The sequence below is a fragment of the Leeuwenhoekiella sp. NPDC079379 genome (assembly GCF_044542075.1).
Lineage (GTDB): Bacteria > Bacteroidota > Bacteroidia > Flavobacteriales > Flavobacteriaceae > Leeuwenhoekiella.
In genome coordinates this window covers 169,067-184,511 of the sequence record NZ_JBITTU010000007.1, presented here as the reverse complement: position 1 = coordinate 184,511, position 15,445 = coordinate 169,067, and the positions used below count along the sequence as shown (strand labels likewise).

9 protein-coding genes are annotated in these 15,445 nt (G+C 36.0%); all 9 read left to right on the top strand.

What is annotated here, in order from left to right; all coding sequences use genetic code 11:
- Positions 1–328: 328 nt before the first annotated feature.
- Positions 329–3,130, top strand: coding sequence for a hypothetical protein (locus ACIGAM_RS14115; RefSeq protein WP_396512120.1), 2,802 nt, complete (start codon positions 329–331; stop codon positions 3,128–3,130).
- A gap of 281 nt (positions 3,131–3,411) precedes the next feature.
- Positions 3,412–5,346: a hypothetical protein gene (locus ACIGAM_RS14110; RefSeq protein WP_396512119.1), complete on the top strand. Its 1,935-nt coding sequence runs from the start codon at positions 3,412–3,414 to the stop codon at positions 5,344–5,346.
- A gap of 69 nt (positions 5,347–5,415) precedes the next feature.
- Positions 5,416–6,822, top strand: coding sequence for a dihydrolipoyl dehydrogenase (gene lpdA / locus ACIGAM_RS14105; protein WP_396512118.1), 1,407 nt, complete (start codon positions 5,416–5,418; stop codon positions 6,820–6,822).
- Between the two features lie 146 nt (positions 6,823–6,968).
- Entirely contained in the window at positions 6,969–7,943 is a 975-nt protein-coding gene (locus ACIGAM_RS14100) for an NAD(P)H-quinone oxidoreductase (RefSeq protein WP_396512117.1), read from the top strand.
- Between the two features lie 20 nt (positions 7,944–7,963).
- Positions 7,964–9,202: an ATP-binding cassette domain-containing protein gene (locus ACIGAM_RS14095; RefSeq protein WP_396512116.1), complete on the top strand. Its 1,239-nt coding sequence runs from the start codon at positions 7,964–7,966 to the stop codon at positions 9,200–9,202.
- Between the two features lie 200 nt (positions 9,203–9,402).
- Positions 9,403–13,041 (top strand): PAS domain S-box protein, encoded by a 3,639-nt coding sequence (locus tag ACIGAM_RS14090; RefSeq protein WP_396512115.1) that lies wholly within the window; start codon positions 9,403–9,405, stop codon positions 13,039–13,041.
- Positions 13,042–13,063: 22 nt separating this feature from the next.
- Positions 13,064–13,792, top strand: coding sequence for an Hpt domain-containing protein (locus ACIGAM_RS14085; protein WP_396512114.1), 729 nt, complete (start codon positions 13,064–13,066; stop codon positions 13,790–13,792).
- A gap of 171 nt (positions 13,793–13,963) precedes the next feature.
- On the top strand, positions 13,964–14,332 hold the full coding sequence (locus tag ACIGAM_RS14080; protein ID WP_396512113.1) for a response regulator transcription factor: 369 nt from the start codon (positions 13,964–13,966) through the stop codon (positions 14,330–14,332).
- A gap of 111 nt (positions 14,333–14,443) precedes the next feature.
- Complete coding sequence (locus ACIGAM_RS14075) at positions 14,444–15,439, top strand: NADP-dependent oxidoreductase (RefSeq protein ID WP_396512154.1); 996 nt, start codon at positions 14,444–14,446, stop codon at positions 15,437–15,439.
- Positions 15,440–15,445 lie beyond the last annotated feature (6 nt).

Here is a 15,445-nt window from a genome sequence, read left to right as displayed (position 1 = left end):
GTAGACCTACTATGAGTTTAAATTAAGTCAGACTCCATTTTTAATAAATATTATGTAACCATAATTTTTCAAAAAAAAATCCTCAGATTTTCTGAGGATTTTTTTGCATTTAAACGACCGTATATTACATATAACCGTTCTTTTTCAGCTTTTACTATTATTTCTTACAAACCTTAATTAAAATATATACGTATATATAGATAAAAGGAGGTGTTATTTCGTTTATAAGTATAAAATACGTTTATTTGTACAAGTTTAAAATGACTACCCCCTTTGTATCAAGGTCTTATAAACTTACATATCCACAAACTAACTTAATAATTAGTGCATGAAAAAAATATTACTCTCTACTTTTTTCGTATTCAACTTACTGCCGGTATTCGCTCAGGTAGGAATAGGTACAACAACTCCCGAAGCCTCTTTAGATATTAGAGCAGTAAATCATCTAGGCGCAGTAACTGCTTCAGATGGTGTTTTAGTTCCTCGTGTTAATAATCTCGCTACTAATGGATCAACAGATGGACAACTAATTTACTTAACAGCATCTGTATCACCTTACACTAAAGGTTTTCACTACTGGGATTCAGGGCTTAGCAGTTGGCTCCCTTTAAACAGCACGATAGAGCCCTGGTTTAAAGCTAAAACAACACAACCTGCAACATTAAATACAGACAATATTTATACGATGGGTCAGGTAGGTATAGGTACAAATAATCCTTTAGGTGCTTTACATATCACAACAGAAAATTCTAGAGATGTTTTGTTTATAAGATTTATAGATAAACTGGACGATGATTTAGATTTAGACATTTTTAGGTCTAGAGGTACAATAGCTGCTCCGGGATTGTTGCAAAATGATACCCGCATAGGTGGTTTGAGAGGGCAGGCGCTTACAAACGCATCAACCTATGCTTTTAAACCTAGTGCAGAAATATACTTTCAAGCTGAAGGAGCCAGCAGTTCTGGATCAAGTTCTGGTAAAATAAAATTTGCTACTACTCCGGTTGGTGATACGTCTACTGTTGACAGAATGGTTATTCGGGCTAATGGTTTTGTAGGTATAGGTACAAATGATCCTATAGAGCACGTTGAATTAAAACGGGCAGGAGATAATGATTTGCAGTTCACGAGCGCAAGTACAAATCCTCCCAATGTTATATTTTACAATACAGGCGGAACATTAGATACCCCTAATTTATTAAGTACTAATCAGGAAATAGGTTCTTTAGTTTTTAAAACTCACGATGGTACTGCTATTCGAGAAGTTGGTGGTATACGAATGTTAATGGATGGTACGCCTGCAGCCGGAAATCTGCCTACTAAAATCATTTTTAATACAACAGCAGCTGGTGCAGTAAATCAAACTTTGGCGATTCCTGCAATGACAATTAATAATATAGGTCGCGTAGGTATTGGTGTGGCTGATCCTTTAGCAAGATTAGATATTTTAGGGTCGATAAAAATTGCAGACGGTACTCAGGCAGCAGGCAGGATACTTACTTCAGATGCAACCGGTCTAGCCACCTGGCAAGTTCCTGGTGCAAATGCTGCAAACTGGTCATTGCAAGGAAATGCAGTTGCAGCAACAGACTTTTTAGGTACGACAAATGCCCAACCACTTAATTTTAGAGTAAATAATATACCGGTAGGTAGTTTTAAAGTAGATAACTCTTTGCAATTAGGAGGTGAGACTTCAAGCACAGCAGCTAATGCTACTGCATTAGGTTTTCAGGCAAAAGCTACTGCAGCAGACGCTACAGCATTAGGTCATAATACATCAGCTTCAGGCAGTAAATCAATAACAGCGGGATCTGGATCAAGTGCGCAGGCAGCGGAGGCTTCAGCCTACGGGAAAGGTGCTGCAGCAATGGGCCCAAGTAGTACTGCAATAGGAAGAGATTCTCGAGCTCAGGGTTCAAACGCGACATCTTTGGGCAAACAGGCACAGGCAACTGCAAATTCAGCACTGGCAATAGGACCTAATACTACAGCTAGCCAGTCTAACAGTACTGCTTTGGGAAATCAGGCTAATGCCTCTGCAATTAATACTACCTCTTTAGGATATAATTCGGATGCTACGGCAGATAATGCTACAGCTGTAGGATATGAAACACAAGCCACGGGTATTTCCTCAGTGGCAATAGGGGATCGTTCCGTTGGTAACGCACTTAATACCATTGCGATAGGCTATTCGTCTGAAGCAGTAGCCACTAATGCTTTGGCTATAGGAGATAATGCATACAGTAATAGGGCTTTTGGCCTGGCAATTGGTTATTCTGCCGATGCACAGGGTGACTATTCGTTGGCTCTTGGTCCTGATAGCTATACCAATCAACTCAATGCTACAGCACTTGGAAGACAATCAGATGCTCAAGGGCAAAATTCCATCGCGCTGGGTTTTGATACCTACACCAACCAAACCGGGTCAGTTGCCATCGGTCAAAATGCCGAAAGTACAGGAGGTGATGCGCTGGCTTTAGGTACACAGAGCCGTGCCAGCAACGGTTCAGCGGTTGCTTTGGGCAAACAGGCACAGGCAACTGCAAATTCTGCACTGGCACTAGGACCTAATACTGTAGCTTCTGCAGAAAACGCAACTGCTATAGGAAATGGAGCTACAGCAGGTCAGGCAAATACTATTATTTTAGGAAATTCTTCAAGTACGATACCCTTTAATGTAGGTATAGGTACAAATACACCCACAGCCAAATTACAAGTTAATGGTACTTTACGGTACGTAGATGCAACTCCGGGTGATGATAACGGCAAAGTTCTTACTTCAGATGCAAATGGTAATGCCAGTTGGCAAGCTATACCACAAGTTGTAGCTGCAGGTTTAGTTAATCCAGACGGAACTGCTCTAAAAATTACTGGTGCTACTGTTTCCAGAATTAATTTGGGTGACTATCAGGTCACTTTCGCTTCACCACGCTCTTCTGTAAATTATGTGGTTAATTTAACTACAATAGATTGTATGGATTCTGCAGAATGTCCTTATGATGATCCTGGTATTGCATACTACGATCGTCAAGCAACAGGATTTAAGATTAATATTGGAGATAGTGATAATGGAACTACTCAAAAAGCAGATATTGATATCGAATTTTCGTTTTCAGTAATAGATTTTTAAGGAGCTAAAATTTTTTATTTTTAGTTTTTTAATAAAACTTTTCTTTAAAATTAAAAGTCTCGGATTTTCTGAGGCTTTTTTTTGCGGCATAATTAAATTATCAGTTATAACACATCAAAACTATCTTCAATTTTTTTGACACAGGTGATCTAAGAAAGAATATTCTTTTTCTAAGAATTTGAAATTATGTTTATTTGTACAAGTTTAATCTGACTATTTATTCTTCAGAATCAAGGTCTTATTAATCAAGTAGGATTACGAATCAACATAATTATTTAGGCTTGAAAAAATTATTACTCTCTACTTTTTTCGTACTCAACTTACTACCTGTATTCGCTCAGGTAGGTATAGGTACCACTACACCAGATCAATCTTCAATTTTAGATCTTAGTGCATCAAATAAAGGCTTTTTGGCACCCCGAATTAACTTAACATCGACTACTAATGCCAGTATAGATGGTATTAATACCAATGCAAACGGATTAATGATTTACAACACTAATGCATTATTACCAAGTGGTAATGGTGTGGGTTATTATTTTTGGGATGGTAGCACCTGGACGGCAATGAAAGCGGCTTCAACTGCAGGAACTAATTGGTCTCTTGCAGGAAATACTGTTACTGCAACAAATTTTTTAGGAAGTACAAATTCTCAACCCTTAATATTCAAAGTTAATTCAACAGAGTCCGGAAAAATAGATCCTTCCGGAAGTTTGAGTTTAGGACTTAGTTCTAGTGCGACCGTAGCTAATGCTACAGCAATAGGTTCTAATGCAAAGGCGTTAACTGGTAATGGTACCGCAATAGGTTTTTCGGCGACTGCACAAGGCCTTAACGCTATTGCTCTAGGAAATGGCGCTAGAGCTAAAGATTATGATAATGCAATAGCAATAGGTACAACTTCATTAGCTTCAGGAGGAATAAATGGAATAGCAATAGGTAATACTGCAAATGCACTAAAAGATCATGATATAGCAATAGGTTTTAACGCCAGGGCTAAAGATGCAGATGCTACAATAGCTATCGGAAAAAATGCACTAGCGACAGCTAAAGATAATATAGTTGTGGGAACCGGGGCTAATTCAAATTCTGTAAATGGAGTTGCAATAGGTACCGCATCATATGCTAAAGATTATGATAATACCATAGCCATAGGTTTTACTTCGCGAGCGAGTCAATTAAATACAATTGCGATCGGAGCAAATAGTATTTCACAACAACCTAATGGCATAGCAATAGGTAATTCTGCTCGATCTGCCGATGAGAGTGCAATAGCTATGGGTAATGGAGCTAATGCATCTGCTCAATATTCAGTAGTTATAGGTAGTGCTACCCGGGTGGGAAGCTTTGGTGTGAGTATAGGAAATGATGCCGGCAAAAATGCGACCGGTCCAAGATCTGTAGCAATTGGTAATAATTCATCTTCAGGAACACGATCTGTTTCTGTTGGTCAAAATGCCGCAACAGCAGCTAACGATGCTGTGGCTATAGGTAATAATTCAAATGCTACAGCAGATAATTCTTCTGCTTTGGGTTCAAGTTCTAGTGCAACAGCTATTAATGCTACTGCTGTAGGTACCGGTGTAAATGCAAATCAACCTAATACAGTTATTTTAGGTAGTAATGCTAATGTAGGTATAGGTACAAGCGCCCCACAGGATAAATTGCATGTAAGTGGTGGAACGTTAAGAATCACAGATGGTACTCAGGGAGCAGGAAAGGTTTTAACTTCTGATGCTAATGGAAGTGCGACCTGGCAGGCGCCTGCAAACCAGTATACTGAAGCATACGGTGAAATGTTTGGGAATAATGATGGAGGTTTAAATGTAACTGGTGATTATACACGAAGTCTTAATGCGAGTTCTGTTCTTAAAAATGTTCTGCATAGTACTACTGAATATTATTTACAAACAACGATAGCGGGTAATTATGAGATTTCATACGCAATCAGCATGTTAGCTAATGATGCAACCGTACGAACTTTTGATTTTTATGTAGAAAAAGCGCCTAACAACAATACATATACTAAAATAAATCAAAGCTCTAATCAAACTATGCATTCTGCAACTGGTCAGCGAGTAACTACTTCAAAAACGTTCTTAGTAAACTTAAATGCAAATGATAGAGTTCGTCTTAGATATACTGTAGGAGCTGGTAATACATCATTTCCTGCTAATACTTGTAATCTATCTATAAGAAGATTAGGTGATAATTGATTAATTCTTTAATTGTCTAACGTATTTCTACATCGTACCTTTATGCCCTCTTAAAAAGAAAGCAAAATTATGAGTACATACGACGTTGCGGTCATTGGTTCCGGTCCCGGAGGTTATGTGGCTGCTATTCGCTGCGCCCAATTGGGTCTTAAAACAGCTATTATAGAGAAATATTCAACTTTAGGCGGTACATGCCTTAATGTAGGTTGTATTCCATCTAAAGCCTTATTAGATTCTTCACATCATTACGAGGATGCCATCAAGCATTTTGAAGAGCACGGTATTGAAATACCGGGTGAGGTAAAAATTAATCTGGAGAAAATGATGTCCCGTAAAGCATCTGTTGTTGAGCAAACAACTAAAGGGATTGAATTTTTAATGAGTAAAAATAATATCGACACTTACCAGGGTGTAGGTAGCTTTAAAGATAAAACACACGTTCACATTGCAGTAGTAGATGGTGATGATGTGGTTATTGAAGCAAAAAATATAATTATTGCAACAGGTAGTAAACCCGGCAGCCTACCATTTATAGATATTGATAAAGAACGCATAATTACTTCTACCGAAGCTTTAAAACTCACCGAAATACCAAAACACATGATTGTGATAGGTGGTGGAGTCATAGGTTTAGAACTTGGTCAGGTTTACAACCGTTTAGGTTCTGAAGTAAGCGTTGTGGAGTATATGGATCGTATCATCCCAACGATGGATTCTGCCCAAAGTAAAGAATTGACAAAAGTGATGAAGAAGCAGGGAATTAAATTCTTTGTTTCTCATAAAGTAAATGGCGTAACTCGCAATGGCGATGAGGTTGTGGTTACAGCAACAGATAAAAAAGATAACGAGGTAGAGTTTAAAGGAGACTACGTATTAGTTTCTGTAGGGCGTATAGCATATACAGATGGTCTTAATCTAGAAGCTGCTAATCTAAAAACAGATGATCGCGGTCGTGTTGCCGTAAATGATCATTTACAAACCGAAGTTGCGAATATTTACGCAATAGGTGATGTGGTTAAGGGAGCTATGCTAGCGCACAAGGCGGAAGAAGAAGGTGTTTTTGTTGCAGAAACTATTGCAGGTCAAAAACCACATATTGATTACAATTTAATTCCAGGTGTTGTATATACCTGGCCAGAAGTAGCATCTGTAGGCAAAACCGAAGAGCAACTTAAAGAAGCAGGCATTGAATACAAATCAGGACAATTTCCTATGCGTGCTTTAGGGCGCTCAAGAGCTTCAGGAGATACAGACGGTTTTGTAAAAATATTAGCAGATAAAACTACAGATGAGGTTTTAGGTGTTCATATGGTAGGTGCTCGTGTTGCAGATTTAATTGCAGAGGGTGTTACCGCAATGGAGTTTAGAGCGAGTGCAGAAGATATTGCACGTATGTCACATGCACATCCTACCTACGCAGAAGCGGTTAAGGAAGCGGCTCTTGCAGCTACCGAAGATCGTGCACTTCACGTATAAATTTTCAGTATAAAATAGTAAAAGCCTTCTCAATTAATGAGAAGGCTTTTTTTTTTGCTTACGATTTAATTTTAGCATACTCTTCACACCATATATACCGCTTTGGCTCAGCTTATAATTAATTTTAGCTTTATAAACTGAATATTATGAAAGCAATAATTATAACAGAAGCAGGCGGTCCTGAAGTTCTTAAACTTCAGGAATTGCCAGATATAAAAATCAATAGCGGTGAATTACGTATAGCAATAAAAGCTGCAGGGGTGAATCGCAGCGATATACTTACGCGCGAAAACCCAGACGCCTATGGTTCTGATGCAGCAGCGGCTCGAATACCCGGTCTTGAAGTTGCTGGTGAAATCATTGAAGTAGGAGAAGGTGTTACAACATTTAAAAAAGGTGATCGTGTATGTGCCCTTGTTGCGGGTGGCGGCTATGCTACTGAAATTTGTGTAGATGCGGGATTGTGTTTACCCATTCCTGAGGGAATGAGTTTTGTAGAAGCAGCCTCATTGCCAGAAGTACTTTTTACGGTATGGTTCAACATATTTCAGCAAGCTGAAATACAAAAAGGGGAAGGTTTGCTTATTCACGGCGGTACCAGCGGTATAGGTATAATGGGCTTGCAAATGGCAAAAGCATTAGGAATGAACACGTTTACCACTGTAGGTTCTCAAACCAAGTTAGATTATATAGAAAAACACGATTTAGCTAAAGTTATTAATTATAAGGAAACCGATTTTGAAACTGCTTTTGCAGATGATAAAATTGATGTGATTTTAGATATGGTAGGTGGTGATTATACCCAGAAAAATTTAAACATCTTAGCAAAAAAAGGAAGACTTCAATACATTAATGGGATGAAAAGTTTAACGCCTCAAATTAATTTATGGACACTGATGTCTAAACAATTGAGACTTTCGGGTAGCTTACTAAAGCCACAAAGTATTGCGGTTAAATCTCAAATAGCTAGCGAGTTAATGGAGGTTATTTGGCCTTTATTATCTCAAAATAAAATAAAAGCTGTTGTTGATAAAACCTTTAAACTTGAGGAGGCCGGCAAAGCGCACGAGTTAATGGAAAGCAGTGAACATATAGGTAAAATAGTATTAGAAGTGGACTAACCTAAGCTTGATTAATTATTATGACAAAGTTTAAAACGAGAACCCGTACACATTATGCCCTTGATGTGTCTCAAACTAACGTATCTATAAAAGATGTAATAAAATTAGCATCATTAGACTGGTTGATCAAAGAGGCGGGGGAAACCGGTTTAATTTTTTCAGAAAGTACACTTAACTATTATTTAGATGAGGAATATAGACATTCAAAAAGAATACTTACAGAAGGGAATGATAGTTTATTAACTAAATCCACAGGAGAGCGAAAAAAGCTGCTTTTAGATTACCAGTTAAAGCAAAATCCAGATTTTTTAATTCTTGACAATCCGTTTGATGCGCTTGATGTCGATAAAGTAAAATGGTTTAAAGAAAAGCTAGAGCAGCTTTCTAAAACGACTACATTAATACAATTATACAAGCGTAGTGAAGATGTGCTGCCATTTATCACGGAAGGTTTACTGCTCAAAAAGGGCAAATTTGAAAAAACTCAATTAGCAAAACGAAAAATTGAAAAACTAGAAATAACTCAGGTAGGTGATTTTCCGCAGAGTTTGCACGATTATAGTGATGTATCACAATCATTAGTTCGTTTTGAGAAGGTTTCTGTTGATTTTGATGATAAGCCAATTTTAAAAGATATTACATGGGAAGTTAAAAAAGGAGAATCCTGGCACTTAAAAGGTCCTAATGGCGCCGGGAAAACCACATTGCTTTCTATGATTAGTGGAGATAGTACAAAAGGTTATGGTAAGAACCTGTATATTTTTGACAGAAAAAAGGGAACCGGTGAGAGTGTATGGGAGATCAAGCAAAAAATTGGGTTTTTTACAACTCAAATGACAGAGCGTTTTGATGGATTGCATACACTCTTAGAAATGATTATTTCTGGCTTTTATGATAGCGTAGGACTTTATAAAAAACCTACAACGCTAGAAATTAAGATTGCTGAAGACTGGTTATCTTTTATGAATATAGAATTTTTTAAAGAAATACGTTTTAGAGATCTTGATGAAGCTCACAAACGAATGGTTTTAATTGCACGAGCAATGATCAAGCAACCGCCTTTATTAATTTTAGATGAACCCACAGGGTCACTAGATAGAGCAGGTGCAGCACGAGTTGTAGAACTATTAAATAAAATAATGCAATCTGGTAAAACAGCGATAATTTTTGTTTCTCATAGAGTAGAAGCTCAACTAAATTTATCAAGAACTATTGAGCTAATCAAAACAGCCTCAGGTTCTCGGGGCTTTATTAGTTAAATATATTTATAAATCATAAAATATCTATTTAAATAATTTATAGGAATTAACTTTTTATTAGATTAAAAAGTCATTAATTTACAGATATTGTCGTTAAAGAGCTTATATTTAAGTTCAAATGTCATACATTTGATTTACCCGTGAGTTTCTAACCCTTTGTTTTAAACTCAAAACCAACTTAATATCTAATATTTTAGACAATGTCTAAAGCATCAACTCTAAATCAAGATTTCCATCGTATCATTTGTGAAAATCCAGAATTACTTTCTTGGCTCACAAGTGAGATGAATCTTGGGTATTATTATTCAAATCTTACAAAGTCTAAAGAATTTTTAGTTGCGCAATCTATCTGGACCCAATTAGATTATAAGGAGCCCGCTTCAGAAGATTTGGCTGATTTGTGGTGGCAATGTGTGGGTAATGAAGGTCGCCATAAAATAGAAAATTTTTCAAATCTTATTATAACAGGTAAAAAGCTTCCAGAGGAAAAATGTTTGTCTGCTCTTCTTACCCGCGATGGAGAATTACTTAACTGTGAGGTTAAGCATTTTATTCATAAAGATGCTATGGGTAACTCACATCTTATCTTAAAGTTTGTAGGTAAGAAAGAAAGCCAAATTTCAAATACAGAATTTTCGCGTAAAATTAAAAGACTTAGAAAATTTAATGAAATTTATCAAGAGACAAATGAATTAGCTACTGTAGGTGGCTGGGATGTAGATCTCGTGAACAACACTATAACCTGGACAAAAGTCACTAAAGAAATTCACGGATTAACTGAAGAATATGAGCCAAATATTGAAACCGCAATTAATTTTTTTAAAGAAGGGTGGAGTAGAGATTTAATTATTAAATTATTTACAGAGTGTACCGAAAATGGTACGCCATATGATGCTGAACTTATTATAGTACTCGATGATGGCACAGAAAAGTGGGTGCGTAGTATGGGTAAAGCAGAAATGTGGGAAGGTAAATGCATTCGTGTTTACGGTGCATTTCAGGATATTAACGACCGTAAGATTCAAGAGTTAGAAAAAAACGAAGCTGAGCTCAGATTTAAAAATGTTTTTGAAAATTCTTCATTAGGAATCGTCTTAGTTAATGGCAAAAGTCAACTTGAAATGGTTAATCCTGTTGCTCGTAAGATTTTTGGTTTAGAGCATGTATCTGATCCTGATATTCTTAAATACACATTTAAAGACGTTATCAAGCCAGATTTTCTTGATTTAGCCGTTCAACACAGAAAGGACCTGCTAGAAGGGAATGTAGATAATTACAATATAGAAGTCGAGTGCTATCATTTTAAGGGGCATTCAATATGGTGTAATCTTAATTGCTCGCTCGTAAAAAATGGTAGTGATAATTTAATTATTACTCAGGTAGAAGATATTACTAATAAAAAAAGATTAGAACGTAAATCTTTAGAAAATGCAACGCGATTTAAGCGTGTTTTTGAATTCTCTCCTAATGGTATGGCGTTAGTAGATTTACGTGGTCGCTGGCGTAATGTAAATAATAATCTCGCCGCTATGCTGGGTTATACTAAAGACGAAATAGTAAAGTATCGTATTGAAGAAATTACGCATTCCGACGATAGAGATAACGATATACACGAGTTTTCAAAAATCATTAAACATCAGATTGATTCGTATCAAATAAAGAAAAGATACATTCATAAAAATGGCCATATCGTACATTGTTATTTAACGGTTTCAGGTCTTAAAAATGAGCGTGGAGAAGTTTCTTCACTCATAGGTCATGTAGTTGATATGACCGATGAGATTAATGCAAAAATCGCGCTTGAAAAAAGCTTACTTGATCTTAGAGCCGTATTAGATTCAACTACTCAAGTAATAATAATTGAGACAGATTTAAATCATGTAATACGAAAATTTAATAAAGGAGCAGAGAATTTACTGGGTTATAAAGCAGAAGATGTTGTAGATAAAATGACACCCAGTGTATTTCACCTCAAAGAAGAAATGCTTGATTATGCTATTCAACTTGAAGAATTATACGGAGAGCCAGTAGCTACTCATAAAGTGTTTACGCATAAATTAGGTAAAAATGATCTTGAAGCTAGTGACTGGACCTATGTTAGAAAAGATGGTTCTGAGCTTCAGGTCCATTTAGTGGTTACTGCGATAAAAAATGAGAAAGGTGAGATCAAAGGATATCTAGGTGTAGCTTCAGATATATCTAATCTAAAAGCTATGGAAGCTTCGCTGCTTAAAGCAAAAACGCGGGCTGAAAATGCAAATAGATCTAAGTCTGAATTTTTGGCAAACATGAGTCACGAGATACGCACACCGCTTAATGGTGTAATAGGCTTTACAGATATATTAATGCAGACAGATTTAAATGAGAATCAAAGTAAGTATATGGAGACTGTATATACTTCTGCTGTCTCACTACTTGATCTCATAAACGATATTCTTGACTTTTCTAAAATAGAGGCTGGTAAGCTAGAAATTAGCGAAGAACACGTATATCTAAGTGACCTTTGTGGCAGGTCTGTAGAAATGATTAAACAACAGGCACACGAGAAGAATATTGAGGTACTTCTAAATATTCCCGGTGACCTTGATCAATATATAATGGCAGACGGTTTGCGCCTGCGTCAGATACTTATTAATTTATTAAGTAATGCTGTAAAGTTTACACACAAGGGAGAAATAGAACTTAAAATAGAGCAGCTGGGAGCTGATGAAAAAAGTCAGAAAATGACTTATAAATTTTCAATTCGGGATACAGGTATAGGTATTGCGCCCCAAAATCTTCAGAAAATATTTAAAGCTTTTGATCAGGAAGATGCTTCCACCACAAGAAAATATGGTGGTACAGGATTGGGCCTTACTATAAGCAATCGCTTGCTGGAGTTGATGGGGAGTAAACTTGATGTTACCAGTGAATTAGGCTTTGGTACAACTTTTTCTTTTACAGTTAATTTTGCAAACGAACCTTACTTAACCCAAAATATTCTTGAAGATATCTCATTAAAGCGTGTTTTAATCATAGATGATAATCAAAATAACCGGATTATTTTAAGAGAGATGTTAAGTACTAGAAATATTAAAACAACTCTAGTAGAAAATGGTATTGATGCCCTAGAAATTCTAGAGGGTGACATTGATTATGATCTTGCAATTATAGATTATCATATGCCATATATAAATGGGATAGATCTGGTTTGTCATATGCGTAAAGAACTAAAAATCCCAAAAGAAAAGCTACCGGTCTTATTGTTACACAGTAGTGGAGAAGACCAGCAAATAAATAGTAGGAGTGAAGAGCTGGGTATTATTAGTAAGATGGTAAAACCAGTTCAAAGGCATCAATTATTTGAATTTTTAGATGATCTTGAAAATCCAGTTGCGCCTATTCCTACCGTATTTGAAACTGTAGAAAATATAGATTTAGCAACACTATGTCCAACGGTACTAATTGCAGAAGACAATCCTGTAAATAAATTCTTAACCCGTACGATAATTCGTAAGATTCTCCCACAAGCTAAGCTTATAGAAGTAGATGATGGTTCTCAGGCGGTTGAAGCTTTTAAAAATAATGCTTCTATAGATTTTATTTTAATGGATATACAAATGCCTATACTAAGTGGTTTTGAAGCTACTGAAGAAATTAGACTCTTAGAAAATAATAGTAGAAGAGTACCCATTATTGCACTTACGGCTAGAGCTATAAAGGGAGAGCGGGAGCGCTGCCTTGATAATGGGATGGATGATTATGTATCTAAACCGGTAGTCCTTGAGGATTTAAAGAAATGTATTTTACAATTTCTTGTAGAAAAAGACAAATCAGCAGATTGTAAATCAATTGCTTAATACTATATAATAAGAGACTTTAATGGCTGTGCGTACTCGTAAAAAACATATTATTTTTATAGACTCAAATTTGAAGTCTCAAACTGCTTTCAGTTCTATTATTCGTTCATCTGAAGCTTCCATAACAAACTTTACAACAGGTATGGGGGCAATTCAGTTTATTAAACAAAGTGAGTTGCCAGACCTCATCATCATTGAAGAACACATTAAACCTTTAGGAGCTTTACAGACTCTAAAATATTTAAATGACCAGCTCAACTATTGTGGTAGCGCTTTAATCATTTCAGATTCTAAGGATAAAATATATACAGATACGCACGTTTATGGCGTATTGAGTAAAGGATTTTTAGAAGAAGATATTTTAAAAGTTAGGAGTCTTCTTAACAATATGAGTGATAATAGATTATATACAGAGCCTGCATTTTCTTTAAATTATCTCAAAAATTTATCAGATAACGATCTTGAATTTATTTTAGAAAGTCTAAAAATTTTTAAGGATTCTGTTACCGTACGCCTTGAGGAGATGGAAACAAAATTGAAAATTTTAGACTTAGAGTCTGTTAGAGAAATAGCGCATAATATTAAACCTTCTTTTGAAATGTTAGAGAACGTAAGAGGAAGTGAGGTTTGTGATAAAATCGCTCATGTTGCCACTCCCAAAGAAATAGATATCTTAGTTGAAAAATTGAAAGTTGAAACCACTAAAATAATTATAGGTATAGATAAAGATTTCCCTACTTTATCTGAGTAAAGTTGAATTTCTTTTAGTGATTTAATAAAAAACAGCACCCCATATTTTAAATTGTATCGTTAGTGACTATTGGCGCTCCGCTATAGTATAAGATGAACTATTGATTAACTAAATAATAGTTTTAAATTAGCCGTTAATATCTGCATTAACTTTTAAAAACGGTTCAATATAATGAGTCAGCGAATTCTCATCGTAGAAGATAATCCTATGTTAGCGGCGGCTCTAAATTATAAGCTTTTAAAAGAAGGTTTTCTAGTTGATGTATGTAGAGATGGTACTTCAGCAATTATCAAAATAGGGCAGGAAAACTATGATATGATTTTGATAGATTTGGTTTTACCATTTACTTCTGGACTTAAGGTAATTAAGTGGGCAAAAACCGAATATCCTGTTCTTCCTATAATTGTATTATCTTCTGTCTATGAAGAGCACATTATCACACGTACCTTTCTTATGGGAGTAGCAGATTTTATATCAAAACCATTTGATCCTGCAGAGCTATCTGCAAGTATTAAAAAGCATCTTAGCATCTCTTACTAACGCTTGCTAGTGTTAAATGTATTAGCTTCTTTTAAGAAAACCTTACAATCAGATTCCGCTACCTGCTGATGTTTCCTGTTTAACTTTGTACTTTATTTAAATATCATAATGATGAATAAAGTAATAAAATTAAAAAATAGACCAGAAGGAACTCCTCAGATATCAGATTTTGAATTTGAAACTGAAGATACTCCTTCGCCAAAACAAAATGAGATTTTACTTGAAGCGCGCTATGTTTCTGTAGACCCTTATTTACGTGGGCGTATGATGGATCAAAAGTCATATATAGAACCGTTTAAACTAAATGAACCTATAGTTTCGGGAATAATTGCTGAAGTAATAGAATCTAATAATAAAAACTTTAAAAAAGGAGACTTTGTAAATGGAATGCTGGCCTGGAAAGAAGTTCAAACTTCTACGGGAGAAGGTTTGAGTAAAGTTGATCCTGATAAAGCACCACTTTCGGCATATCTTGGTGTTTTAGGCTTGACGGGCTTAACGGCTTACTTTGGTCTTATGAAACTAGGAATGCCTAAAGAAGGCGATACCTTAGTTGTAACTGGCGCTGCAGGAGCCGTGGGTACCATTGTAGGACAGATAGGTAAAATTAATGGGTGCAAGGTTATTGGTGTCGCCGGTAGTGATGAGAAAGTAGAAATGCTTAAATCTAAGTTTGGGTATGATGTAGCGATCAACTACAATACGACTTCAGATATGAATGCGGCTATTGCAGAAGCAGCACCTAATGGAGTAAATGTATTTTTTGATAATGTAGGAGGCCCTATTTTTGACGCAGTTATGGCGAATATAGCGCGAAATGCTCACGTAGTTTTATGTGGTGCAATTGCAGATTATAATAAAAAAGAAATTCCCACAGGACCACGTGTGAACACTGCTATAATCAAAAATAGTGTTACTATGAGTGGTTTTACTTTAGGAGATTTTAGATCAGATTTTCCTGAAGGTGTTCAAAAACTTGCAGGATGGTTATCTTCTGGGAAATTAGAATATGAAGAAACAATAGTTGAAGGTTTCGATAATATTCCACAAGCATTTTTAGATCTTTTTGATGGAAAGAATAAAGGTAAAATGGTTGTAAAAATTTAAAGATTA